This window comes from Pedobacter nutrimenti, from assembly GCF_032678445.1.
Classification (GTDB): Bacteria; Bacteroidota; Bacteroidia; order Sphingobacteriales; family Sphingobacteriaceae; genus Pedobacter; species Pedobacter nutrimenti_A.
Genome location: NZ_JAVTSQ010000008.1, coordinates 343,702 through 368,563, shown reverse-complemented (window position 1 = coordinate 368,563; position 24,862 = coordinate 343,702). Strand labels below are relative to the sequence as shown.

The following is a 24,862-nucleotide window of genomic DNA, read 5'->3' as shown; positions in this document are numbered from 1 at the left end:
CTGCATATGTACAGTTTGTTTCGGGAAAGTATTGAAAAGCATATTCATCTTACAGATGCCGAATTTGAGCAGTTCTGCGCACCTTTTTACCTCCAACAAGTAAAGAAGAAACAAATGCTGCTTCGTGCAGGTGAGGTCTGCAAATTTGAAGGTTTCGTAAATAAAGGTTGTTTCCGCATTTACTATCTTGATGAAAAAGGACTGGAGAGTGTATTATACTTTGCCATCGAAGGATGGTGGATCACAGACATTGACAGTTTTACCAACCAGACAGCTTCTATACTGAATATTGAGGCACTCGAAGACAGTGAAGTCCTGTTGATTACCTATCCTTATAAAAATGCGCTTTATGAGGAGTTGCCCAAAGTTGAAAAACTCTATCGCATCATGACTCAGAAAACCCATACCGCATTGCAACGGCGCATGATTTCCAGCATCAGCAAAACAGCAGATGAACGCTACCTGGAATTTATAGGTAAATATCCTTTTATGGAACAAAGGCTTTCTCAGCAAAATCTGGCTGGCTATCTGGGCATCTCTCCGGAATTCATGAGCAAAATCAAGAAAAAGATTGCCAAAAAAAGATGATTTTCATTTCTTGAACTAGTTCAAGTTTTCCAAATGATCCGACATCTACCTTTGTATCTATAATTTAATACAAAGCGTATGAAACTCTTATATATTATGGATCCACTCTGTGGCTGGTGTTACGGAAACGGCAACAACACAATGGCTTTATTTGAAACATACCCCCAGTTTGATTTTGAAATTATCCCCGCAGGAATGTGGGCCGGACAGAATTCCAGAATCCAATCTCCGCAAATGGCCAGTTATTTCCAGAAACATGACCTCCAGATTGCCCGCCTAACCGGAACCACATTTGGAGAGGCCTACTTTGACTTCATAGGCCATCAGGAAATTAAGCTCGACAGTGAAATTCCTTCCCGGGCCATCATCACTGTCCAGGAAAGCTGGAAAGCTTATAATGTGCCTTTCATGTATGCAGTGCAACAAGCCAGGTATTTATATGGAAAAGACCTGAACCTGGAAGAGACCTACCTTAATATTTGCGACCAGCTTAAAATAGACCGGCAAGCGTTTCTTGAGGTTTTCCATAGTGAAAAAATGCATTTAAAAACTCAGGAATCTTTTCATAACGCCATTCAGTATGCCTCCTCCTATCCATCACTGCTGGTAAATGACGACAATCATCTCCATTTAATAGAACAAGGATATTCCGAGCTGAATGAGGTGAAGGAAAAGATAAATTCCCTGATTTCAAACCACAAAACAAATTCATAATCTTTAAAAAACAATAAGCCATGAAATTAAAATCAATTCTATTTGCATTAACTATTGTTACTGCTTTATTTGGAAAAAGCCAGGCACAAAACATCCAGGTTATTGACTCCAAGCCCTTAAGACTGACCGTATATAATGGACCTGAAAACAGCATGGATTTTAGCTCTGTTATCGTAAGTGGCCAGAAGGATGCTATTCTGATCGACGCACAGTTTACCCTTCCCGATGCGGAAAAAGTTGCTGCTGAACTGAAGAAAACCGGCAAAAAACTCAAAGCTATCTTTATCAGTCATGGAGATCCCGATTTCTACTTTGGTTTAGAAGTTTTTAGAAAATATTATCCAAAAGTTCCTGTATATGCGACTGCACAAACCTTAGCACACATTAAAGCCACAGCTAAAGGTAAACTTGCTGTTTGGGGACCTCAGTTAAAATCAGCCGCACCAACAACCATTATATTTCCGGAAGCACTTAAAACAAACTATTTAGAACTTGAGGGTAAAAAACTGGAAATTCTACATACAACAGCATCTCCTGAACGTTCTTTTGTGTGGATACCCTCAATAAGGACCGTTGCAGGTGGAATCAATGTGTTTGGAAATAATATTCATGTTTGGCTGGCGGATGATGCTACTGCAGCAAAAAGAGCAGCATGGGTGGCTGTTCTGGATAAAATCAGCAGTCTGAAACCCAACATCGTAATTCCTTCACATTTTGGCCCTGGGGCGGCACTCAACTCAACTTCGGTTACCTATACCAAAAATTACATCCTGGCGTATGAAAAAGAACTGGCTAAAGAAAAAACTTCTGCCGGACTAATTTCTGCTATGAAAAAATTATATCCCGCTGCCAAATCCATCATGTCTTTGGAATTGGGTGCTAAAGTTAATACCGGAGAAATGGAATGGCACTAGCCCAAATCTCTTCCTTTTGTCAGATTTTAAACATAAACTATAATAATCTATAGATTTAGTAGTATTTAATTACCTTTGCGCCATGGAAGTGTTAAACCTTTCATGGCTTATTATTTTATTAAAACTGACTTTATGTATTTGATTCTACTTTCTATGATGCCGAACACTGTTTCTCCTCTGGCCAACAAGAAGACCAATTCGAATTGTTGTATGCAAAGCTGTTATAGCTAACATAATTCTTCAACTAAGTATTTCTTAATTATTGCCTTACAGCATATTGATATGCCAAAGGAATTCTATTGTCCAAATTTTTAACATTCAATTCAATGGACCCATCATGGATAACACATGATCGCTTCATCAACATTAAAAACAATTATCACAATGAAAATCAGCTTATCAGTATTCTTATTACTGCTTAGTTTTCAGTTCAGTTATGCTCAGCAAAGTACTGGCATATCCGGAAAAGTAACTGAAAACGGAACCGGCCTTCCCCTGCCCGGTGTTAGCATTTATATTAAAGGAACTAAACAAGGAACAACGACAGACCAGTCTGGGGCCTATCATCTGAATCTTCCTGAAGGTCAGAAAACTCTGGTATTCTCATATCTGGGCTACGAAACCAAAGAACTTCTGGCCGAAGGAAACGCGCTGAACGTGAGCCTGGCCAATTCTCCTAACTCCTTGAATGAAGTGGTGGTGGTGGCTTACGGAACTGCTAAACGGGCCAATTATGTCGGTTCAGTATCACAAATTAAAAGTGAACAACTGGAAAACCGTCAGGTCAGCAACATCAGCAGCGCCCTTCAGGGAATCGCTCCGGGTGTGCAGGCCACCTCTCAAAGTGGGCAGCCTGGCACAACTGCCACCATCAGGATCAGGGGTATCGGATCTATTAATGCTTCCAGCGATCCGCTATATGTTGTAGATGGTAATCCGTTTTCAGGCGACATTGGCTCTATCAATGTGAATGACATCTCTTCGGTCAGTATTCTTAAAGATGCAGCTTCCAGTGCTTTATATGGATCAAGAGGTGCAAACGGTGTAATCATCATCACCACTAAATCCGGAAAGAATTCTGCAGAGCCACAGATCAGCGCAAATTTCACCGAGGGACTATCCAACAGAGCGGTCAAGGATTATGAGCAAATGAACACAGACCAATATTTTGAAAGTTATTGGCTGGCACTTAAAAACAAACAAATCACCAATGGCTTAACAGATGCTCAGGCACGTACAACAGCCAGTAAAAATATCCTAACGGATCTTGGTATTAATCCTTACGGTTCAAATTATCCTAATCCAGTAGGTCTTGATGGCAAAATAGTACCGGGTGCTGTTCCTTTATGGAATGACAGCTGGCAAAAAGCCATGCAGCAAACCGCTTTGAGAACGCAGGGCGACCTGAGCTTTAGTGGTGGGAATGAAAAAAGCCAATATTACATCTCTGGTGGGTACTTAAATGATAAAGGAATTGCATTAGGATCAGGATTCAAGCGTTACAATGCAAGAGTCAACCTGACTACACAGGCAAAAAAATGGCTTAAAGCAGGTTTGAACATTTCTGCTTCAAATTCCAAGCAAGACTATCCAATGTCTGAAGACAGCAATACGGCCAATGTGATCAATTTTGCCAGGTCAATTCCAAGTTTCTACCCCGTATATCAGCGCAATGACGACGGATCTTACAAATTAGATGGTGCAGGTAATAAAGTCTTTGATTTTGGTGCTTACCGCCCAAATGCAGCCATTCCAAGAAGCAATCTGGCCGCAACCGTAGATTTGGACAAGAATCAGATCTTCAAAGACAATGTGTCTGCCAGAACTTTTCTTGAAGCCACTATTCTCCCTGAGCTGAAATTCAAAACCACCTACAGCGGAGATTATACCAATACAAATGAGAACTATTATGCTAACCCATTGCTGGGTGAGAGCGCAGAGATCAAGGGTTCTGTAGACAGAACGGTTACCAGGACCTACTCTTATACCTGGAACAACATCCTGACCTATGAAAAAACCTTTGATCAGGATCACCATTTGAGCTTGCTGGCTGGCCAGGAGATTTATAAGTACAACTCAAAAATAATGTCCGGCAGCAGACAAGGTTTCGTACTGCCAGGCTTATATGAACCAGATGCAGCCTCCCAACTGAACAGCTTTGGTGGCTATGCACTGGATTATACCCTACTGAGTTTCCTTGGAAGGGCTGAATACGATTATCAAAACAAATACCTGTTGTCTGCATCTATCAGAAGCGACGGTTCTTCCAGGTTCTCACCACAAAGCAGATGGGGTACATTTTGGTCTTTTGGTGGTTCATGGAGAGCTTCTAAAGAAGATTTTCTTAAAGACACACCGTGGTTGAGTAACTTAACTTTAAGAACCAGTTATGGTGCACAGGGTAATGACAATATTGGTGTTTATTACGCCTATGATCCTTTATATGACATCAGGAACAACCTTGGCGAAAACGGATTGGTAACCAAACGTCTGGCTACCCCGGATTTGAAATGGGAAACCAATTTGAATCTAAATGTAGGTCTGGATTTTGGGATCTTTAGAGATCGCATTAGTGGTACTGTAGAATATTTTAACAGAAGGTCTAAGGATTTACTGTTTAGCAAACCTATGGCGACCTCAACAGGTTTCACCTCTATAGATGCCAATATTGGAGCCTTAAAAAACACAGGTATCGAAGTACAGATCAATGCCATCCCAGTAATTACACCAAATTTCAGATGGGCAGTGAGTTTAAACGCTACACATTATAAAAATACCATTACCGATCTTCCACAAAACAACATTATTTCCGGAAACAAAATGCTGCGTATCGGAGGTTCAATATATGATTTTTATCTTCGGGAATGGGCTGGCGTTGATCCGGCCAATGGAAATCCACTCTGGTACACGACAAATAGTAATGGCCAGAAAGTAACCACCAATGATTACAGTAAAGCGACCCAATATATACAGGACAGCTCACTGCCAACACTTACCGGTGGTTTTACAAATACATTTACCTACAAGCAATTTGAACTTTCGGCCTTATTGTCTTACAGTATTGGCGGCAAGATCCTAGACAATGATTATGTTTCTCTAATGCAAAACGGAAGCAATCCTGGAGCAGCATGGTCTGTAGAAATGCTCAATCACTGGACGCCTGAAAACCCCAACACGAACGTGCCCCGCTTAACCACAGATAATCTTGGATGGACACAGGCATCCACACGTTTCCTATACAGTGCCACTTACGCGCGTTTAAAAAATGTAAACCTGAGTTATAAGCTACCTAAATCGGTTTCCAATAAAATCGGTATCGACAACCTAAAATTTTTCCTGACCGGAGAGAACCTGCTTACTTTCTACGGGCATAAAGGCATGGATCCGGAACAGACCATTCAGGGCGCTACTTATTACCGCTACCCAGCCATTCGTACCTACTCTGCCGGTGTGAACTTAACTTTTTAATGGATCTTAATTTTTATAAAATGAAACTCAACATACTTACCCCTTTATTGCTCTCCGCTCTTCTAGTCGGCGTTAGCAGTTGCAAGAAGGAACTCACCACTACACCTACCAATGCTGTTTCTGCAAGCTTGATCTACGGTGATGTAGACAATATTGAAACGGTTTTGAACGGTACCTGGGCCTATATGAACGATACCTATTTCACCTATGCCAATCCTGGTTACAGTACCATTCTGAGAACCAGTGATGCGATGGGCGGGGACGTGGCGATCATTACCAATAAATACGGCTACAGAGACGCCTATCAGTTTACATTGTCTACAAACCAGACCCGTTTAAATGCGATCTGGACCATTATGTACAAGGTTATTGACAATTGCAACAACATCATTACTAAAATAGATGCAGCAAGTGGATCAGCAGAGAAAAAGGCACAGGTAAAAGGACAGGCGCTGGCACTCAGAGCAAACAGCTATTTAAACCTGGCTACCTATTACCAGTTCTCCTATCTTAAAGACCCTCAGGCAAAAGCTGTACCGATTTATACTACGCCAACAGAAGCCAATACCCAAGGTAAACCTAAATCTACTTTAGAAGAGGTTTATAAATTGATCACCGCAGACCTGAACCAGGCAGAAACTTTACTGGCCAACTATTCCAGACCGGTAAAATACAAAATCAATATTGATGTAGTGCATGGATTGCAGGCCCGGACTTATTTGAACATGGGTAATTGGGCGCTGGCTGCTGAAAAAGCGGCTGCTGCGAGAAAAAACTATTCCTATATGACGGCAGCGGCGTATTACAATGGCTTTAACGACTTAACAAATGACGAATGGATTTGGGGGCATGGTCAAAAACCCGACCAGAGCACAGAGAGCTACACTTTTAACTTTTTAGATGTAAGCTCCTCTTCTTCTTATTATTATAGTTTTATGGCTGATCCTAACTTCAAATCTTTGTTTGATCAAAATGACATTAGAACTAAATTATTTTCGTGGGATGGTTTGCCAAGCCGGGAGGGCTATCTCCGTTATGCTAAATTTAAGTTCCGTGCTGATCAAACTGGGGATATTGTGCTGATGCGCTCTTCTGAAATGACCCTTATTCAGGCAGAGGGCCTGGCCAGGAATTCCGATTTGCAAGGTGCTGTACAGTACTTGAATGAGCTTAGAAGTGCAAGAAATGCCGATTTATTTGTTTTGGGCACAAAAACCAAGGAAGATGTGATTGCAGCGATCCTGGTGGAAAGAAGAAAGGAATTGTGGGGCGAAGGCTTTGCCTTGTCTGATATCTTAAGGACTCAATCTGCATTGGTAAGACTTCCTTACAACGATGCCAGTGGTAATCCTATACAGGTTGTAGTGACTACTCCAGACGGCAGTACCAAAACCGTAGCAGCTAAACAGCACACGACACTTAAATTCCCGGATGGAACAGCATTTAAACCAAATAGCCCTTACTATTTATTTAATATCCCTCAATCTGAATTGAATACCAATCCTAACATCAATAAATAGAAGTTTAATAACAATCTGTAAAAGGCTGGATCACTAATCGTGATCTGGCCTTTTTTATAAATAAAGGAAGGTGGGTGAATTGTTCGAAAAATTCTGTACAGCTGCTTCAAGACTAACGATATCAGGCGGCTGAAGAAGCCGCAGATCTCTGAGGTCTTTCCGCAGCGTACGAGAATTTTTCGTAGCAAATTGCAGAGGAAAGAGGTGATCCGAGCAAAGAGTTAAGTCCATACATAGTGCAGATCTAGGTTTATAATTCTCACTCATCTCCTATCGAGTAAAAAATAAACACTATCCAATAAACTCATCTGCGCCATGCCCGGACTGCCCCCCTTTGCTAAGCGCCATATAAAAAATCAATATTACTCCGAGAGGACCTCAGGGCGCCTTGCCACAAGAGCGCAGCGAGGCAAGGAGTCCAGTCCTCGACGAGTAATTTGATTTTTTCCAACAAGCTTAACATTTTTTCTTATATTGGCCCCCGAAACTTTAGGGGTGCCTTAGTGCTGAGAAATACCCTTTGAACCTGATGCGGTTAGTACCGCCGAAGGGAAAAGTAAAATGGATCTGCATGTGTTTAATCAAACACATCTATTTCATTCCTAAAGTAGTAATCTGAACAGGAATGAAAATAAAAATCAACAACCAGGAAAAAGAAATTGCAGAGCATACTACTTTGCAAAACATTGTTTTCAGCCATCTCGGCGATAAACAAAACGGTACAGCCGTCGCGGTGAACAACTCCGTGATCCAAAAATCGCTGTACGAAAGCTATCAGCTCAAAGCAAACGACGACATTCTGATCATTAAAGCAACACAAGGAGGTTAAAAGATGAACAATTCTAAGAAAATCTATGTTAGTGGGCAGCACCACGACATTAAAGTGGCCATGCGCCAGATTTCCCTTTCGGAAACAAAACTTCACAACGGCGGTATAGAATTAAATGCACCGGTTACTGTTTACGATACGAGCGGTGCCTATACTGATGATGAAATCGAGATTGACATCAAAAAAGGGCTTCCCCGTTTAAGAGAAGCATGGATCCTGCAAAGAAATGATGTAGAACAACTTGGCGCTGTAAGTTCGGTTTATGGGAAAGAAAGAAAAGAAAACCCAGAGCTTGACCATCTGAGATTTGAGCATATACAAAAACCCATGCGTGCTAAAGAAGGCTGTAATGTTACACAACTTCATTATGCAAAGCAGGGTATTATTACCCCGGAAATGGAATACATTGCCATCAGGGAGAATCAGCTGATCAACGAAATGGAAGGACAGTTTGCAGAAAGCACCGAAATGCTCAGCACCCAACATCCAGGACACAGTTTCGGTGCCAATACACCCAAAGGCTTCATAACACCTGAATTTGTAAGGGACGAAGTTGCAGCCGGACGGGCCATCATTCCAAACAATATCAACCACCCGGAAAGCGAACCTATGATTATTGGCCGCAACTTCCTGGTAAAAATCAATGCTAACATTGGAAACAGTGCCGTAACCTCTACTATTGATGAGGAAGTAGATAAAGCAGTTTGGGCCTGCAGATGGGGTGCAGATACCATCATGGACCTTTCCACAGGTAAAAACATCCATGAAACCCGCGAGTGGATCATCCGAAACTCTCCTGTCCCAATTGGCACCGTACCTATCTATCAGGCGCTGGAAAAGGTAAATGGTAAAGCCGAAGATCTGACCTGGGAACTCTTCAGAGATACCTTGATTGAACAAGCAGAACAAGGGGTATCCTATTTCACCATCCACGCAGGTGTACTCCTCAGATACATTCCATTGACCGCCAAACGCGTTACAGGTATTGTTTCCCGTGGAGGAAGTATTATGGCCAAATGGTGCCTGGCACACCACAAAGAAAATTTCTTGTATACACACTTTGAAGACATCTGCAAGATCATGCAGCAATATGATGTTGCCTTTTCATTAGGTGATGGTCTTCGTCCGGGCTCTATAGCGGATGCTAATGATGCTGCTCAGTTTGCAGAATTGGAAACCCTTGGCGAATTGACAAAAATAGCCTGGAAGTATGATGTACAGGTGATGGTAGAAGGTCCAGGGCATGTACCAATGCACCTGATCAAAGAAAACATGGACAAACAACTCAAAGAATGTCATGAAGCACCATTCTATACTTTAGGCCCTCTAACTACAGATATCGCACCCGGATATGACCACATCACTTCAGCAATCGGGGCAGCAATGATTGGCTGGTTTGGTACAGCCATGTTGTGTTATGTAACACCAAAAGAACACCTGGGTTTACCCAATAAAAAGGATGTTAAAGATGGGGTGATCACCTATAAACTGGCTGCACATGCCGCAGACCTCGCAAAAGGCCATCCAGGTGCCCAGTACAGAGACAATGCCTTAAGTAAGGCCAGATTTGAGTTCCGCTGGGAAGACCAGTTTAATCTTTCCCTGGATCCGGATACTGCACGTGAGTTTCATGATGAAACACTACCCGCTGAAGGTGCAAAGATTGCACACTTTTGCTCCATGTGCGGGCCCAAATTCTGTTCGATGAAGATTACCCAGGAAATCAGGGATTCTGCGGCCAGCGGACTGTTTGAAAAAGCCGAGGAGTTTAAAATGCAAGGCAGCCAAATCTATTCCTAATGGAAATGATTGTGGTTTCCAATCCGGTTCCTTTTAAAAGGGAACCGGAAATTTTAAATGAGCTTTTTGATGAGGGGCTTCTGGTACTTCATTTACGAAAACCAGAATACACAGAAATAGAATACAGAAAATTGCTAAAAGAAATCAAACCGGAACACCATCAAAAAATTGCCTTGCACCAGCATCATTCAGTTGCTGATGAGTTTGGAATCTACAGGTTTCACTACCCGGAAAAACAGAGAACAGAAAGTGTTATCCAGCCTAAATTAAAAGGACAGATCTACTCCACTTCCGTTCATTACCTTAAAGATTTTGCCCAGGATCTATCTTGTTTCGACTATCTATTGATGGGACCTGTATTCGATAGCATCAGCAAAACCGAATATAAAGCAATGAATCACAGAAACCACCCTAAACAACTGAATAATAATGTAATTAAAATATACGGAATCGGCGGTATAACTCCAGGTAATGGGTTAAAAACACAGGAATATGGCTTTTACGGGGCCGCAATAATGGGTTATTTATGGCAGCAGGAGGATCCGCTAGCCGCTTATCAATTATTAAAAAAAGAATGGAATACAGCAGACCAATAGTCATGAGCATTGCGGGCCTCGACCCTTCCGGAGGAGCGGGAATCCTGGCAGATATAAAGACCTTTGAACAGCACAAGTGCCTTGGCTTTGGGGTAGCTTCTGCCCTGACCTATCAGACGGAGAACAGGTTTGTCGGAATGAATTGGATACCCCTGGTTCAGATACAAGAACAAATCATGCCACTACTGGAGCAGTATAAGATCGAAGTGATCAAAATCGGAATCATAAAAGACCTCATACTTCTTCGTAACCTGGTTAACTGGCTGAGATTACAGTTACCAAACGTTAAACTGATCTGGGATCCCGTTGCATCAGCATCCAGCGGATTTTCTTTTATGGACAGCCCTAATGACGTTCTGCTCCAAGAGGTTCTTAGTCAAATATACCTACTATGCCCAAATACAACTGAAGCACGGTTTCTAACCGGAATTACCGATGAACAGAAAGCTGCGGTCCAATTGAGCAAGCACTGTAATGTCCTGCTTAAAGGCGGACACTCCATGATCCACCGGGGGACTGACCTGCTGTATACTTTAAAAGATATTATCCCGCTTTATTCAGCAAAGCAAGACTTACCTCAGAAACATGGATCAGGCTGTATACTATCTTCAGCAATAGCTGCTAATACATCCTGTAAATTAGATCTTTACCAGGCATGTTCTGAAGCAAAAAATTACATTGAAAAAGCACTAAACAGCAACCTTAATTTACTAGCCTACCATGCTTAAAAAACTCATGTACATTTCCGATGGAGAAAATCAGGAGACACAATTACTCAACGTCAGTAAAGCTTTAGATTCTGGCTGCAACTGGATACAGATCAGGTATAAAAACAGAACGGAATCAGAAGTATTGCAACTCGCTGAACAGACCAGGAAAATAATTTCCAGCTATCCGGAAGTAACACTGATCATTAACGACCACCCCAGAGTTGCCCTCCTTACCGATGCCCATGGCGTACACCTTGGACTAACGGACAGCCCTGTTAAAGAAGCCCGGGCTTTGTTAGGAGCGCATAAAATTATTGGTGGCACAGCAAACACAGTTGATGACTTACTGCAGCGCATTGCTGAAGGCTGCGACTATATAGGTCTGGGCCCGTACAGATATACATCCACTAAAGAAAAACTCAGTCCTATTCTCGGACTGACTGGCTATCAGAAGCTGTTCATCCGGCTCAAAGAGCTGAATGTCGAGCACCCTCCCGTTTACGCCATTGGTGGCATCCAGCCGGAAGACATCGAAGACCTAATGCACACTGGCGTCTATGGAATCGCATTTTCAGGCCTGCTCAACCATCATCCAAAACCAATAGAATTAATGAACATCCTTAGAAAAAAAACAAATGAAACACTTGAATATAGCAGGTAAAGAATTCAAATCCAGGTTATTTCTTGGAACAGGGAAATTTGGTTCAACTGAAGAAATGGAAGCGGCAGTACTGGCTTCTCAAAGTGAATTGGTTACAGTAGCGTTAAAAAGAGTAGACCTCAACACCGAAACAGACACTTTAATTAACTCACTTAAACATAAACATATCAATATATTACCAAATACATCTGGAGCAAGAAATGCAAAAGAGGCTATATTTGCTGCACAGCTGGCCCGGGAAGCACTGGAAACCAACTGGCTTAAACTGGAGATTCATCCAGATCCTAAATATCTGCTCCCAGACGCAGTTGAAACCTTAAAGGCGACGGAAGAGCTTGCCAAGCTCGGATTCATTGTACTTCCTTACATCCACGCAGATCCGGTACTTTGCAAGCAACTGGAGGACGCGGGCACAGCTGCTGTAATGCCATTAGGCTCTCCAATAGGCACAAACAAGGGGTTAAGGACACAGGATTTTCTGGAGATTATTATAGAACAAAGCAAAGTACCAGTCGTGATCGATGCAGGCATTGGAGCACCCTCAGATGCAGCAAAAGCGATGGAACTTGGTGCAGATGCGGTATTGGTAAATACGGCCATTGCCAGCTCCAGAAATCCGGTAGCAATGGCCCATGCTTTCAAGCTGGCTGTAGAAGCTGGAAGAACTGCCTTTGAGGCACAGCTGGCAACAACCCGGCAACAGGCACAGGCCAGTAGTCCACTTACCTCCTTTTTAAATTTTTAGATCATGTTTACACAACTATTTGACGAATTTGATTGGGAAGAGGTTAAACAAAGTATACTTTCCAAGACGGAACAGGATGTTACCGAAGCCTTAAACAAAAACAGACGCAATTTAGAGGACTTTAAAGCACTGATCTCCCCCGCAGCCTCACCTTACCTCGAACAGATGGCTTTAATTAGCCAGGAGCTCACCAGAAAACGTTTTGGAAAAACCATTCAGATGTATATTCCGCTTTACCTTAGCAATGAGTGTCAAAACATCTGTACGTACTGCGCCTTTAGTCTGGACAATAAGATCAGACGAAAAACACTGAGTGACGCGGAGATATTACAGGAAATAGCTGTACTCAAAAAGATGGGTTACGACCATGTACTGCTGGTGACTGGCGAAGCCAATCTGACCGTTGGTGTGCCCTATCTCCAAAATGCCATCCGGCTCATCAAGCCTCATTTCACTCATGTATCACTGGAAGTACAGCCACTTGACACCAATGACTATCAAGAACTTATTGAAGAAGGCCTAAGCACGGTTCTGGTGTATCAGGAAACCTATCACAAGGAAAACTACAAACTGTACCACCCAAAAGGGAAAAAGTCCAATTTCAATTACCGGCTGGAAACACCAGACCGGCTTGGCCAGGCCAACATCCATAAAATTGGTTTGGGCACACTCATTGGCCTGGAAGATTGGCGGACAGATTGTTTCTTTACAGCCCTCCATTTAGATTACCTGGAGAAAACCTATTGGCAAACAAAATACTCTGTTTCTTTTCCCAGGCTAAGACCCATAGAACTTGCAGGATCCGAAGAGACTGTACTCAAAGAATACAACAACTACATGAGCGACCGGGAACTGGTACAACTGATCTGCGCCTGGCGATTGTTCAACACGGAACTGGAGATTTCCATTTCCACGCGCGAAGAAGAACATTTTAGGAACCATTTAATCCAGTTGGGCATCACCAGTATCAGTGCAGGTTCTAAAACGAACCCGGGAGGTTATATTGTAGAACCAGAATCTCTGGAGCAATTCGAAATCTCTGACGAGAGAAGTTCAGCCGAAATTGCCTCTATGATCAGAGCGCAGGGTTACGAACCCGTATGGAAAGACTGGGATAAAACTTTTGGACATTAATATGCTGGCTAAAGAAGAATTTCAAAGATATCTCAAGCAAATCCTGCTGGACGATATCGGCCTTTATGGCCAAAACAAATTAAAGGAAGCTAAAGTAGCGGTAATTGGAGCTGGTGGATTAGGCTGTCCGGTTTTACAGTACCTTTGCGCCGCGGGCATTGGGCATTTGGGCATCATTGATTTTGACGTGGTAGAGGAATCGAATCTGCACCGGCAGATTTTATACGGACAAGCGGACATTGGCTTTAAAAAAGTTCAGGCTGCTTATAAAAGACTATCGGAACAGAACCCCAATACCATTTTTACCACCCATGACCATGTGGTTACTGAAGACAATGCTTTGCAATTGCTGGAAAATTATGATTTTGTTGTGGACGGTTGTGACAATTTCGCGACCCGTTATGCAGTAAATGATGCTTGCGTTTCCCTTGGCAAACCATTGGTTTATGGAAGTATATTAGGCTATATGGGGCAATTGGCAGGTTTTAATATAGAAGGTTCAAAAAACCTGAGAGATTTATTTCCTGAACCCCCAAACCCCGAAGATGTTCCCTCCTGTTCCGAAAATGGTGTTTTAGGCACCGTACCAGGTATCATAGGCACAATAATGGCCCAGATGACCATTGATGTGGTTCTGGGCCGTTTTGAATTTAAAGATCAGTTTATCCTGCTCCATACAAGAACATTGGAAAGGACAGTACTCCGTATCACTTAAACCGGGAATTAATCCACCCGGTTTAAAATTTTCTCTATGCGCTGAAGTTCATCTTCCGTAAAAAGAATATTGTCCAGGCATTTCAGAGAATCAGCCAATTGTTCAGGTTTACTCGCACCCACAAGTACAGAGGTAACCCTTGGATCTTTTAGAAGCCAGGATAACGCCATATGCGCCAACTTTTGTCCACGTTCTGCAGCAATTGCATTCAGTTCATTTATTTGCTGCAATTTACCTTCGGTAATCTGGCTGCTTTGAAGAAATCCATGTGACTTGGCCGCTCTGGAATCTGCCGGAATTCCGCCAAGGTATTTATCTGTCAACATGCCTTGAGCCAAAGGAGAAAAAGGAATACAACCTACGCCTTCTTTTTGAAGTACATCCAGGAGACCACCTTCCACCCAGCGTTCAAACATTGAGTATTTAGGCTGATGGATTACACAGGGTGTACCCAGCTGCTTTAGAATCCGGATCGCTTTTTCGGCTTCTTCGGCTTTATAATTGGAGATCCCGACATACAAAGCTTTCCCCTGGCGCACCAGAAGATCCAGAGCCATCATCGTTTCCTCTAAAGGCGTTTCCGGATCCGGGCGATGGTGATAAAAAATATCTACATAATCCAGATCCATTCTTTTGAGGCTCTGGTCAAGACTCGATACCAGGTATTTCTTCGATCCCCAGTCTCCGTAGGGGCCTGCCCACATGGTATAACCGGCTTTGGTCGAGATCACCATCTCATCCCTGAAACCTTTAAAATCTTCCTTTAAGATCTTGCCAAAATTTTCTTCTGCAGATCCCGGAGGCGGGCCGTAATTATTCGCCAGGTCAAAATGTGTAATTCCATGATCAAAGGCAAGTTTCAATATACTTCTGGAATTCTCCAGGACATCTACATGTCCGAAATTATGCCATAAACCAAGGGATAAAGCCGGGAGCTTTAACCCGCTATGGCCACAGCGACGGTACTGCATTTTCTCATACCGGTCTTCTGCAGGGATATAACTCATATATTCTTGTTTTAGATAAAGTCCTAAATTAACGAAGTAATTTTGTTTTGAAACAAAAAAGCCTCCAATAATCGGAGGCTTTAAAAGGAAACAGTATAGTATTAATTTTTAATAATCGTCATTCAAGGCAAAAACTGCATTTCTGTTCATCCATTTTCCACTGGTGAAATCTGGAAAATCAATAGTCTCATTGCCCAGTTCAATAGACTGCTCACTCAACGGAGTAATTGCACTCCAGGCGGCGGCATCATAAACATCAAGCGGCGTTGGTGTGCCGCGTTTTGCAGATTCGATAAAAGCATGGATCACAAAGAAATCCATACCGCCATGCCCTGCTCCTGTTGCGTCATTGCCATATTTCTTCCAAAGTGGGTGATCATATTTATCCAGCCATTCTTTTGCATCATCCCACTGATGTGGCTTGCTCTTACCCTCTACATAAATACTGTTATTTACGTCCATCCAAAGGCCATCTGTTCCTTGTACTCTGAAGCCCAGGGAATAAGGTCTTGGTGAATTCGTATCATGCTGAAGGATAATGGTCTCTCCATTAGCACATTGAATAGTAGTGGTAACAATATCTCCAAGTCTGAATTTAACTTTCGCATTTGGATGGTTTTCACCACCATGATCTACGATATATTTATGCAGACCACGAGATTGTGTAGCAAATGAACTCAATTTCAAGAATCTGTTACCGCGGTTGATATTGACACATTGAGCTACAGGACCAATACCATGGGTAGGATAAAGATCACCATTACGATGTACGGAATGATTTGTTCTCCATTTCGCTTCAGAAAATCCTTTTTCATTGAATTCAACACCCCCACCATAAGGTTTTACACCATCATTGAATTTTACTTCCCGCAGATCGTGCTGATATCCACCCTGAAGGTGCGTGATTTCGCCAAAAAGACCTTGTCTTACCATATTCAAAACAGCAAGAACGTCTCTCCTGTAACAAACATTCTCCAGCATCATGACTTGCGCATCGTGTTTTTCGGCAGCCTGAACCACATCCCAATGATCCTGAAGGGTAATACCCAGCATCACCTCTGTGGCCACATATTTAACGCCAGCTTCAAGTGAACCAATGATCATTGGTTTATGCCACTCCCATGGGGTTGCGATCAATACAGATTTAAGATCTTTGGTTTGCTGAAGCATTTTCTTCCAGGCATAGTTATCGCCTGTATATATCTTTGGCATAGGTTTGCCACTTTTGGTAATCATGGCTTTTGCCATCTCCAGCATCCTAGGTTCGACATCACAAATGGCGACCAGTTCGACATCATCTCTTTTTAAGATAAGCGCAAGATGATTCTGGCCACGCAAGCCAACACCCATCATGGCTATTTTAAGTTTTTCGCCAGCATAATTGGCAAAAAGAGTTTTTTCCGGAAGGACGGTCAGGGCAGCTGCCGTCAAACTGGTCGTTCTTACAAATTCACGTCTGTTCATAATTGTGTTCTGGTTGTTTTAATATTCAGATATATTTGTGGTTAGCAATTGGTTTCCTTCCGAAGCAAACCTTCCTTCAAGTTGCAAAAAGTGAAATTGACCTAGATCTAAACTGAACACCCCTACCCAATTTTCTTGCGAAAATTGTTCTGATTTCAAAACAGCAAGGGTGAGTCCACTCTGATCAACCAATTTGAGCTTAGCGTAACTTTTTCCATAAGGCTGAGGTTTAACTTCAAGAATAAACTGAAGGTTCGCAATCAGCTTATCATAATGGATTTTACTCTTTGATTGCAGATCACCAATAAACAGGTAACCTGCTGCGTTTACGCCTAAGGTAATTTCATTTAATACGGGTAATCCGGCATCTTTAACACCAAGACGGAAACTGATTCCGCTCAATCCCTCTGGTGTTTCCAAATTACCTGCACCGAATTTAAGGGAAAACTCATATTTGGTCAATTGAGGTAATATACCTGCCTCAACAACTTCAGGCAGTGATTTCCAGGCCTTGAAAAACGGAAGTGTACCTTCGTTAATCAAATAGGCTGGTGTTTCGATAACCGGCTCCGATTCTGAAGTATCCAGTTCGCTGGGCGGACTGCCTTTAAAAAGAATATTAAAGATGTCTCTTCTTTGCATGAAGTTTTGGTTCGCTTGGATTTAGTGATTCCAAATTAGGCAATACACAGGCAAGATGGGAAGCCAGATTCAAGAATAATCACGCAAACGTTTGATAATTATAAAAGCAAACGTTTGTTTTATTTTTAGTATATCTGGTTTTGTACGGTTTTCTCCAGGAAAACAGGTATTCAAGAAAAAAGAAGAGGCATTTATCTGCCTCGATTAAGGTATACGCTTCGATCACATTAAAATCCTATCCAAATGAACTTTTTTTGATGTATTTCAGCCATTAATCAATACAATCTTAACAAAAGAGATCAAACGTTTGTGTGGTTTTAATGCCAAACTTGCCCACTTCAGATATCATTTGAGCCCTACATTCAATGAAGCTTAACATCAAACGAATATTTTAACCAATCTAAACCTAATAATTCATGACGAAGACCCTATTTCCCGCTTTGCTCCTGTTGTTCGCAACCTTTGAAACCTCTGCACAACAGGCCTCTGTAGCACTGGCTGGTAACGCCTGGATAACGCACAGGTCAGCAGAAAATTCAGAAAAAATCTCAAAGAATGGTTTAACGGACTGGAAAGATTCCCAGACGGTGACCAGTATTTACTTTCGTGTTGAACAACCCGGCATATTAAAACTTTCACTGGTGATGACACCGCCATCAGAAAAGAGCACTTTTAAAGTTATACTCGGAAATCAATCTGTTACCAAAACAACCACCGGAACAACAACAGATACACTTTTGATCGGTGATTTCAAAGTTACTGAAAAGGGCTACCAGCAGGTAAAGATCCAGGGCTTATCTAAAACAGGATATGATTTTGGAAAAGTGAACAGTCTAATTGTTGAAGGTACTCCTGCAGCCACTTTAAGCTATGTTAAAGACAATCAGGACAACCGGTATTACTGGGGTCGACGAGGCCCCTCTGTCCATCTGGCATATACAGTTCCGGAGAACATAAAAGATCAGGTAGAATGGTTTTACAATGAAGTTACAGTTCCAACAGATATGGATCCCATAGGTTCCTATTTTATGTCAAATGGATTTGAACAGGGGTATTTTGGAATGCAGGTAAACGGTCCAAAAGAACGCCGCATCTTATTCTCTGTCTGGAGCCCTTTTCAAACAGACAACCCTGCCAGCATTCCTGAGGACCAAAAGATCAGACTTCTGAAAAAAGGTAATGGTGTAAAAACGGGAGAATTTGGATCTGAGGGATCAGGTGGCCAAAGTTATCTGATCTACCCCTGGACGGCTGGAAAAACATATGCTTTTTTAACTCGTGCCCAGCCTAATTCCACAAGTAATAAAACTATTTTCACGTCGTGGTTTAAACCTGAACACGGCAATTGGATGCTTATTGCCAGTTTTGAACGACCTAATACCAATTCGAACCTTAAACACCTGCACTCTTTTCTGGAAAACTTCCAACCGGAGATGGGTAATTTATCCCGTACTGCGAATTACGGAAATCAATGGGTGGCCAATGCCAAAGGCAGCTGGACTGAAATCACAGAAATGAAATTTACAGGAGATGATATAGCCAACAGAAACTATAGAAAAGATTTTAGTGGCGGCGTTAAAAACACTGGTTTCTTTCTTAAAAACGGAGGTTTTTTTAATGAATTCACACCTTTGCGAACCTCCTTTAGCCGGCCGGCGAACCAGAATAAAGCACCCGTGGTAGATTTTAATGCCCTTCCTTAGTTTAAGGATCTATTTTAAAGGCCTCGATAATATAATCGGGGCTTTTTTTATATATAATCACAATAATTGCCTAATATTAAAAGATAATTATAATCTTTGATCCCGATGTCTGATAAACCAACTACTATAAAAGAAATAGCGAAGCTTCTCAACATCTCGGTTTCTACCGTTTCGAGAGCTTTAAACGACCATTCCAGCATTGGTCTGATCACTAAAATGCGGGTAAAAAAACTTGCCCAGGAACTCAATTACGAACCTAATCAAAGAGCTATTCAATTTCTTCAGGGAAAATCACATACTATAGGTGTTATTTTACCTGAACTTTCCGAATCCTTTTTTTCAGCAGCAATTACTGGAATTGAAGACATCGCCTACAAAAGAAATTACACGGTACTTCTCGCCCAGTCTCACGATGACGCGGAACGGGAAAAGTTACTTGTAGAAAAAATGAAAACCCAGCGTGTGGATGGTTTACTCATTTCGGTAGCTAAAACCACCAGTACATATGAGCATTTTGAAGCGCTAAGAAAGCTGAATATTCCTATTGTTTTTTTTGATCGCATCCCTCCTATTAAAAACATACATTTTGTAGGTTCTAATCTGGAGACCGGTACATTTGAGGCCGTAAACTTTTTACTCAAAAAAGGTCATCGCACCATTGGTATGATTAATGGTCCGACAACACTTATAGCCTGTGCAGAAAGAAAAAATGGTTATGTCAGGGCAATGACTTCCCAACGCCTTAAGTTTGATCCCTCACTGGTGATGAGCTGTGATCTTTCTGAATCCGGAACAATAGAGGCTATGGAAACTTTACTTAACCATAAGCGCAAGCCAACGGCAATTGTGACATTTAATGACTATGTAGCCTTATTTGCAATGCGTTACGCACGTAATTTAGGATTAAAGATAAACGAAGACCTTGATTTTGTAAGTTATGCAAACCTGCCCATCATTAACTACATGGACCATACCCCAATTGCTTCCGTAGAACAATTCCCTTATAAGCAAGGTAAGAAAGCAGCCAATATTTTACTAGACCTGTTGAGTAAGCCTAAAAGCGAATCTGCTGCAGAACAAGCTTATTTTAATATTGTTGTAGAATCTGAATTGATCATAGGCACTGACAAATAAATAAACACAACCGTTTGCGCAATAAACTCAAGGCGAAATTGTTTAGGTTTGAATCTACCAAAACTAAAAAAACTCGCCTAGTGCTATGCTCAATCAGATTTTACCATTATACGGAATCCTGCCTGTTAAAAGCAACATACAATTATTTGGAGATGGTTTAATCAATCATACCTGGAAAATCACCACAGAAAACGCTGGATACATCCTCCAGAAGGTGAACCAGGCTGTATTTAAAAAACCGCAGGACATCGACCAAAATATATCCAGGCTCAAAGCCTTTTTAAATCAGAAACATCCGGAATATTTATTTGTAAGCCCTATTACTGGCACAACAGGAAAATCACTGATGGAAACTTCAGAAGGATATTTCAGGCTCTTTCCTTTTGTAGAGGATTCACATTCTCTAAATGTACTTAGCAAAAAGGAAGAGGCCTATGAAGCCGCCAGACAGTTTGGAAGATTTTCTATGCTCCTGAATGAATTTGATGTTGATCAACTCTACATTACACTTCCAGATTTTCATAATTTGACTTTGCGGTATGCCCAATTCAAAAATGCGGTTTTACACGCATCTCCGGAAAGAAAAGAACGTTCTAAAGAATTGATTTCATTCATAGAAGACAATTACAGTATCGTTGAAACCTACAACCAGATCATTTCAAATCAAGAAATTCCTTTAAGAGTCATCCATCACGACACAAAGATCAATAACGTCCTTTTTGATCGGGACGGCAAAGGTATATGCGTAATTGATCTGGATACCGTGATGCCAGGATATTTTATTAGTGATGTTGGGGATATGATGAGGACTTATCTTTCTGCAGCAAACGAAGAAGAAACTGATTTCTCCAAGATCAACATCCGAACAGACTTTTTTAAGGCTATTTACGACGGTTATATGCTGGAAATGGGCAGTGTACTCACAGAAACAGAAAAGAGCTATTTCATTTATTCAGGTAAATTCCTTATTTATATGCAGGCCATCCGTTTTCTTGCCGATTATCTGGAAAACGATGTTTATTACGGAGCTAAATATGAAGGTCATAATTTTATACGTGCTGAGAATCAAATTACTTTGCTAAAAAGATATCAGGAAGCGGAGCCTCAGTTAAGATCACTGATCAGTTAGCACTCCTTGCTTTCAGCCGGCCTTCGGAATGGTCATAAAAATTAGAATAGTATTTCCTATTTCAATATCTTTATGGCCATTCACGAATATACGATCTCCATTTTAATGATAAAAGAAGTACCTGGCCGAAGCGAACAATTTTACAATCATTTTAGAAATTACAGAGGCTTGCTTCATGTACTTTTTTGGGGGATTGCCGCCTGGGCTTTTTATTATCTTTACACAGCAAAGTCCACCTCTAGTACAAACATCCACCCCATTGCTTATCTGCGGTTTTTTTACATCCTTAGATTAGGTATTGGGTTTGGATTATCGTATTCATTTTTATATTTTATCATGCCACTGGGCAAACAAAAGAAGACATTCTGGATTAGTCTGCTGGTTCTTCTTTCCTGTTGGTATACCATCTTCATTATCCTGCTCAAGATTGAAACCAATCATTTCCCGCAATTGGCGTTCCGACCGGAAAATACCTGGTTACATCTTATCCTGGGTCAATTCTATTACTTCTTTTTTTTATTCGGCTTTTTCATCGCATTCTGTTATTTCGTAGATATTAATGATCGCCAGAAAGAGCTTCAAAATCTGGAAAAGTTTAAGACCGAAAAAATAAGATTGGAAAGTACTTTTTTAAAGTCACAAGTCAACCCGCATTTCTTATTCAATACTTTAAACAATATTTATGCACTAAGTTTAAAGAAGTCAGAACAAACTGCGGTGATTATAGAAAGACTGGAATCCTTGCTGCATTATATGCTTTATGAATGTAAAGAAGATCAGGTTCCTTTAGAAAATGAATTTCTCTTCACCAATAGCTATATTGAACTCGAAAAATTAAGACACCGCAGCGACCGCTGTCAAGTAACAGTCAATGTACAGGGTAATCCCACTCAAAAAAAGATAGCTCCATTACTGCTGATCAATTTCCTTGAAAATGCTTTTAAACATGGAACTAAAACAAGCTTTGGAAAATCATGGATTGATCTGGACATCAAAGTAGAAGCAAAATCTATGAAGTTTATTCTTAGAAACAGCAAACCCGCCCAACCTGCGTTTTTACAAGGCATTTCTGAATATAAAGGTGGCATAGGGCTGAAAAATGTAAAAAGACGTTTAGAAATCCTATATCCCAAAAAGCATGAATTGATTGTTACAGATGGTGAAAATGATTTTGAAATCCAGCTTAGCCTTATTTTTTAGAAATGAACAGTTTTGTACAGATAGAAATTCACAATAAAAACCGCTGGATATATTTTACTAAATACAGGTGGATTGCCCATATGCTATTTTGGCTATGGGTACTTTTAGAAAACCTTAGAAATGCTGGCGCTTCCGATACCTTCATATCTACTTTTAACGAATTTCTCATTAGAAATTTTCCAATCGCCATTTTTTTCTATTTCTATTGCCTGTTTCTAATCCCTTATCTGTTTAAGAAAAATAGAGTACGCCTGTTCTGGTTGGCTTTGCTGGCTTGTCTGGTTATTTTTCCCGTGCTAAATCTGTTTTATGACAAGCTCTTTCCCGAGAAAAGCATGCCAGAAGTAATCAAGAATTCAAGTTTCATTGAAGGCTATTTTCAACTGTTTGTAAACTACCTTCTGAATTTTTTACTTTTTTCCATGATGTTATTTTTTATGGAAAAAAGCGAGGAACAGGATACCCTGGTAGAATTGGAAAAAGAGAAAAAAGAAATAGAACAGGTTAAGCTGGACTTGTTAAAAACCAATATCAGCCCTGATTTTTTAATGAGGTCGTTAAAGCAGCTTAAAAATACCGCCGCTGCACTTCAGGAAAACACACCACAGTCTATCCTTACATTTTCTGATTTGATGCGTTATCGTCTTTATCGTGGCCGCCAGTATTTTTCTCCGCTCACAGAAGAACTGATTGCCTTACACGCTTTTATCGATTTTATCCATTTAGAAGAAGGCAACCGCTTGCACATTGACCTTTTGGTAAAAGGGCCTACCGAACAGAAGGACATTGCTTCCCTCGCATTGATTAATATTTTAGAAGTATTTTGTAAGACCCCACCTCCGGTTCCCGCGAGGTTAAAGATTGAAGTACGTACAGAATCCCAATCTCTATTGGTTCATTTGCATTATAGTCTTCATGCAACAGACACTATACTATCCGACCTGCAGAAATACGGGGAAAATTACAGCCAGCTTTATGGTGATGAGGTGAAAATTGATTTTGAAAATTGCAAAGACCCACATTGCCTGATCAACCTGTCCCTTCCATGGATTTTGAAATAAGTTAGATCAAACTGGCTTTAAACATTTTATCAAATGCTTCGACCTTTAAATTTTTACCAATCACAACAATTTTACTCTCCCTGACCTCTCCCGTTTCCCAGGTTTTCCCCTGATGCACTGCAACAGACTTGCCTACGGTCTGCAAAATTATTTTATCCGGGTATCCTTTAACATGTATGACTCCTTTTATTCTGTAAACGCCGGCAGATTGGAGAATTAAGAAAACATTAACCCGATGCTGGAGATGGTTCAGTTCAAATGGCTCCCTATACTTGAGCACAATGGTTTCGATATCGCTATGGTCATGCCGGATATGCGAGCTGACCATCAGGCCGGATTTGGCTTCTACTGGCTTTCCCGGCACCAGGCTAAATCTTTTGCTTGCACCAATTGGTTCTACCCGCGCTTGAAGATCATCTTCGAAGCGCTCATAGGTAAAGAGTGTATTGACATTAAATCCAGTTTGAGGTTTGCTTAAAATAACGGCAAAAGGATTCAGACGTCTGAGCAATTGTTCAAGGCTACGGATATACGCCGGGCTCACCTGTTCTATTTTATTAATCAGAATGATATCGCTGAATGCAATCTGAGAGATGGACTCCGGAATTTCCCGGAGCTGGTCTTCTACAAGCTCTGCATCGACCACACAAATAACACGTTTCAGCAGAAATCCTTTTCTTACATTGGAATTGGTGAGAAAGGGATGCGCAATGTTTGCCGGGTCAGCAATACCAGTTGCTTCAATAATCAAGTGGTCCCAGGATTCCCGCTGATCCCAAAGTTGGTTTAAAACGTCAAATATGTCCTCACTTAAAGAGCAGCACAGGCAGCCATTTTGTAATTCAGAAATAGGTAAGGCTGTATTCACAATGAGCTCTGCATCTATATTCTCCGCTCCGATTTCATTTTCTACAACCGCAAACCTTACCTCTGCTTTCTTTGCAATGATGCAATTGAGCAAAGTTGTTTTTCCTGCCCCTAAAAAACCAGTAAGTAAAGTAACTTCTTTAGCGACTGCCATTTGAAAAAAAATTATGTAAAAAAGATAATATAGTCTTGTACAGGTTCAGTATCCATTGTAAATTTAGCCCCTTATCCGCTGACTCTAATTGAGCATGTACATGTACA

Annotated in this window: 22 protein-coding genes and 1 riboswitch; of the genes, 18 read left to right on the top strand and 4 right to left on the bottom strand. The window is 41.2% G+C overall.

What is annotated here, in order from left to right; genetic code table 11:
• Positions 1-6 precede the first annotated feature (6 nt).
• From R2S08_RS16650 to R2S08_RS16590, 13 genes are all read left to right on the top strand, one after another.
• On the top strand, positions 7-588 hold the full coding sequence (locus tag R2S08_RS16650) for a Crp/Fnr family transcriptional regulator (RefSeq protein WP_316836208.1): 582 nt from the start codon (positions 7-9) through the stop codon (positions 586-588).
• A gap of 78 nt (positions 589-666) precedes the next feature.
• Positions 667-1,302 (top strand): DsbA family protein, encoded by a 636-nt coding sequence (locus R2S08_RS16645; protein ID WP_316836207.1) that lies wholly within the window; start codon positions 667-669, stop codon positions 1,300-1,302.
• Positions 1,303-1,322: 20 nt separating this feature from the next.
• On the top strand, positions 1,323-2,216 hold the full coding sequence (locus R2S08_RS16640) for an MBL fold metallo-hydrolase (protein WP_316836206.1): 894 nt from the start codon (positions 1,323-1,325) through the stop codon (positions 2,214-2,216).
• Positions 2,217-2,600: 384 nt separating this feature from the next.
• The gene (locus R2S08_RS16635; protein WP_316836205.1) at positions 2,601-5,684 is read left to right on the top strand and encodes a TonB-dependent receptor; all 3,084 of its coding nucleotides are present in this window, start codon (positions 2,601-2,603) and stop codon (positions 5,682-5,684) included.
• Between the two features lie 20 nt (positions 5,685-5,704).
• Positions 5,705-7,204, top strand: a complete 1,500-nt coding sequence (locus tag R2S08_RS16630) for a RagB/SusD family nutrient uptake outer membrane protein (RefSeq protein WP_316836204.1) — start codon at positions 5,705-5,707, stop codon at positions 7,202-7,204.
• 481 nt (positions 7,205-7,685) lie between these two features.
• Positions 7,686-7,774, top strand: a riboswitch (TPP riboswitch).
• 55 nt (positions 7,775-7,829) lie between these two features.
• On the top strand, positions 7,830-8,033 hold the full coding sequence (gene thiS / locus R2S08_RS16625; protein WP_133779459.1) for a sulfur carrier protein ThiS: 204 nt from the start codon (positions 7,830-7,832) through the stop codon (positions 8,031-8,033).
• Between the two features lie 3 nt (positions 8,034-8,036).
• Complete coding sequence (gene thiC, locus R2S08_RS16620; protein WP_316836203.1) at positions 8,037-9,833, top strand: phosphomethylpyrimidine synthase ThiC; 1,797 nt, start codon at positions 8,037-8,039, stop codon at positions 9,831-9,833.
• Entirely contained in the window at positions 9,833-10,429 is a 597-nt protein-coding gene (locus R2S08_RS16615; RefSeq protein WP_316836202.1) for a thiamine phosphate synthase, read from the top strand. Before thiC ends, R2S08_RS16615 begins: the two co-directional genes overlap by 1 nt.
• Positions 10,408-11,157, top strand: coding sequence for a hydroxymethylpyrimidine/phosphomethylpyrimidine kinase (locus R2S08_RS16610; protein WP_316836201.1), 750 nt, complete (start codon positions 10,408-10,410; stop codon positions 11,155-11,157). Before R2S08_RS16615 ends, R2S08_RS16610 begins: the two co-directional genes overlap by 22 nt.
• A complete protein-coding gene (locus R2S08_RS16605; protein WP_316836200.1) occupies positions 11,150-11,800 on the top strand; it encodes a thiamine phosphate synthase in 651 nt (216 codons plus the stop codon). Before R2S08_RS16610 ends, R2S08_RS16605 begins: the two co-directional genes overlap by 8 nt.
• The gene (locus R2S08_RS16600; RefSeq protein ID WP_316836199.1) at positions 11,775-12,545 is read left to right on the top strand and encodes a thiazole synthase; all 771 of its coding nucleotides are present in this window, start codon (positions 11,775-11,777) and stop codon (positions 12,543-12,545) included. Before R2S08_RS16605 ends, R2S08_RS16600 begins: the two co-directional genes overlap by 26 nt.
• A 3-nt stretch (positions 12,546-12,548) precedes the next feature.
• Entirely contained in the window at positions 12,549-13,679 is a 1,131-nt protein-coding gene (thiH, locus tag R2S08_RS16595; protein ID WP_316836198.1) for a 2-iminoacetate synthase ThiH, read from the top strand.
• Between the two features lies 1 nt (position 13,680).
• Positions 13,681-14,394 (top strand): HesA/MoeB/ThiF family protein, encoded by a 714-nt coding sequence (locus R2S08_RS16590; RefSeq protein WP_316836197.1) that lies wholly within the window; start codon positions 13,681-13,683, stop codon positions 14,392-14,394.
• A gap of 8 nt (positions 14,395-14,402) precedes the next feature.
• Here R2S08_RS16590 and mgrA read toward each other — a convergent pair whose 3' ends face one another.
• The 3 genes from mgrA to R2S08_RS16575 all read right to left on the bottom strand — a co-directional run bounded on the left by mgrA (position 14,403) and on the right by R2S08_RS16575 (position 17,507).
• Positions 14,403-15,401: an L-glyceraldehyde 3-phosphate reductase gene (gene mgrA, locus R2S08_RS16585; protein WP_316836196.1), complete on the bottom strand. Its 999-nt coding sequence runs from the start codon at positions 15,399-15,401 to the stop codon at positions 14,403-14,405.
• 108 nt (positions 15,402-15,509) lie between these two features.
• On the bottom strand, positions 15,510-16,865 hold the full coding sequence (locus tag R2S08_RS16580) for a Gfo/Idh/MocA family protein (RefSeq protein WP_316836195.1): 1,356 nt from the start codon (positions 16,863-16,865) through the stop codon (positions 15,510-15,512).
• An 18-nt stretch (positions 16,866-16,883) separates the two neighbouring features.
• Complete coding sequence (locus tag R2S08_RS16575) at positions 16,884-17,507, bottom strand: hypothetical protein (RefSeq protein WP_133779469.1); 624 nt, start codon at positions 17,505-17,507, stop codon at positions 16,884-16,886.
• Between the two features lie 416 nt (positions 17,508-17,923).
• Here R2S08_RS16575 and R2S08_RS16570 point away from each other — a divergent pair, with 416 nt between their 5' ends.
• The 5 genes from R2S08_RS16570 to R2S08_RS16550 all read left to right on the top strand — a co-directional run bounded on the left by R2S08_RS16570 (position 17,924) and on the right by R2S08_RS16550 (position 23,734).
• Positions 17,924-19,210, top strand: coding sequence for a DUF3472 domain-containing protein (locus tag R2S08_RS16570; RefSeq protein WP_316836194.1), 1,287 nt, complete (start codon positions 17,924-17,926; stop codon positions 19,208-19,210).
• A gap of 105 nt (positions 19,211-19,315) precedes the next feature.
• Positions 19,316-20,344: a LacI family DNA-binding transcriptional regulator gene (locus R2S08_RS16565; RefSeq protein WP_316836193.1), complete on the top strand. Its 1,029-nt coding sequence runs from the start codon at positions 19,316-19,318 to the stop codon at positions 20,342-20,344.
• 85 nt (positions 20,345-20,429) lie between these two features.
• The gene (locus tag R2S08_RS16560) at positions 20,430-21,473 is read left to right on the top strand and encodes an aminoglycoside phosphotransferase family protein (RefSeq protein WP_316836192.1); all 1,044 of its coding nucleotides are present in this window, start codon (positions 20,430-20,432) and stop codon (positions 21,471-21,473) included.
• Between the two features lie 72 nt (positions 21,474-21,545).
• Positions 21,546-22,673 (top strand): sensor histidine kinase, encoded by a 1,128-nt coding sequence (locus R2S08_RS16555; protein WP_316836191.1) that lies wholly within the window; start codon positions 21,546-21,548, stop codon positions 22,671-22,673.
• A gap of 2 nt (positions 22,674-22,675) precedes the next feature.
• On the top strand, positions 22,676-23,734 hold the full coding sequence (locus tag R2S08_RS16550) for a histidine kinase (RefSeq protein ID WP_316836190.1): 1,059 nt from the start codon (positions 22,676-22,678) through the stop codon (positions 23,732-23,734).
• 1 nt (position 23,735) lies between these two features.
• Here the strand turns inward: R2S08_RS16550 and R2S08_RS16545 are convergent, their stop codons facing one another.
• Complete coding sequence (locus tag R2S08_RS16545; protein ID WP_316836189.1) at positions 23,736-24,755, bottom strand: GTP-binding protein; 1,020 nt, start codon at positions 24,753-24,755, stop codon at positions 23,736-23,738.
• Positions 24,756-24,862 lie beyond the last annotated feature (107 nt).

Bases quoted from the DNA above. Each gene is read 5' to 3' on its own strand.
- R2S08_RS16650 (WP_316836208.1), top strand. From the start codon at position 7: ATGTACAGTTTGTTTCGGGAAAGTATTGAAAAGCATATTCATCTTACA.
- R2S08_RS16645 (WP_316836207.1), top strand. From the start codon at position 667: ATGAAACTCTTATATATTATGGATCCACTCTGTGGCTGGTGTTACGGA.
- R2S08_RS16640 (WP_316836206.1), top strand. From the start codon at position 1,323: ATGAAATTAAAATCAATTCTATTTGCATTAACTATTGTTACTGCTTTA.
- R2S08_RS16635 (WP_316836205.1), top strand. From the start codon at position 2,601: ATGAAAATCAGCTTATCAGTATTCTTATTACTGCTTAGTTTTCAGTTC.
- R2S08_RS16630 (WP_316836204.1), top strand. From the start codon at position 5,705: ATGAAACTCAACATACTTACCCCTTTATTGCTCTCCGCTCTTCTAGTC.
- thiS (WP_133779459.1), top strand. From the start codon at position 7,830: ATGAAAATAAAAATCAACAACCAGGAAAAAGAAATTGCAGAGCATACT.
- thiC (WP_316836203.1), top strand. From the start codon at position 8,037: ATGAACAATTCTAAGAAAATCTATGTTAGTGGGCAGCACCACGACATT.
- R2S08_RS16615 (WP_316836202.1), top strand. From the start codon at position 9,833: ATGGAAATGATTGTGGTTTCCAATCCGGTTCCTTTTAAAAGGGAACCG.
- R2S08_RS16610 (WP_316836201.1), top strand. From the start codon at position 10,408: ATGGAATACAGCAGACCAATAGTCATGAGCATTGCGGGCCTCGACCCT.
- R2S08_RS16605 (WP_316836200.1), top strand. From the start codon at position 11,150: ATGCTTAAAAAACTCATGTACATTTCCGATGGAGAAAATCAGGAGACA.
- R2S08_RS16600 (WP_316836199.1), top strand. From the start codon at position 11,775: ATGAAACACTTGAATATAGCAGGTAAAGAATTCAAATCCAGGTTATTT.
- thiH (WP_316836198.1), top strand. From the start codon at position 12,549: ATGTTTACACAACTATTTGACGAATTTGATTGGGAAGAGGTTAAACAA.
- R2S08_RS16590 (WP_316836197.1), top strand. From the start codon at position 13,681: ATGCTGGCTAAAGAAGAATTTCAAAGATATCTCAAGCAAATCCTGCTG.
- mgrA (WP_316836196.1), bottom strand. From the start codon at position 15,401: ATGAGTTATATCCCTGCAGAAGACCGGTATGAGAAAATGCAGTACCGT.
- R2S08_RS16580 (WP_316836195.1), bottom strand. From the start codon at position 16,865: ATGAACAGACGTGAATTTGTAAGAACGACCAGTTTGACGGCAGCTGCC.
- R2S08_RS16575 (WP_133779469.1), bottom strand. From the start codon at position 17,507: ATGCAAAGAAGAGACATCTTTAATATTCTTTTTAAAGGCAGTCCGCCC.
- R2S08_RS16570 (WP_316836194.1), top strand. From the start codon at position 17,924: ATGACGAAGACCCTATTTCCCGCTTTGCTCCTGTTGTTCGCAACCTTT.
- R2S08_RS16565 (WP_316836193.1), top strand. From the start codon at position 19,316: ATGTCTGATAAACCAACTACTATAAAAGAAATAGCGAAGCTTCTCAAC.
- R2S08_RS16560 (WP_316836192.1), top strand. From the start codon at position 20,430: ATGCTCAATCAGATTTTACCATTATACGGAATCCTGCCTGTTAAAAGC.
- R2S08_RS16555 (WP_316836191.1), top strand. From the start codon at position 21,546: ATGGCCATTCACGAATATACGATCTCCATTTTAATGATAAAAGAAGTA.
- R2S08_RS16550 (WP_316836190.1), top strand. From the start codon at position 22,676: ATGAACAGTTTTGTACAGATAGAAATTCACAATAAAAACCGCTGGATA.
- R2S08_RS16545 (WP_316836189.1), bottom strand. From the start codon at position 24,755: ATGGCAGTCGCTAAAGAAGTTACTTTACTTACTGGTTTTTTAGGGGCA.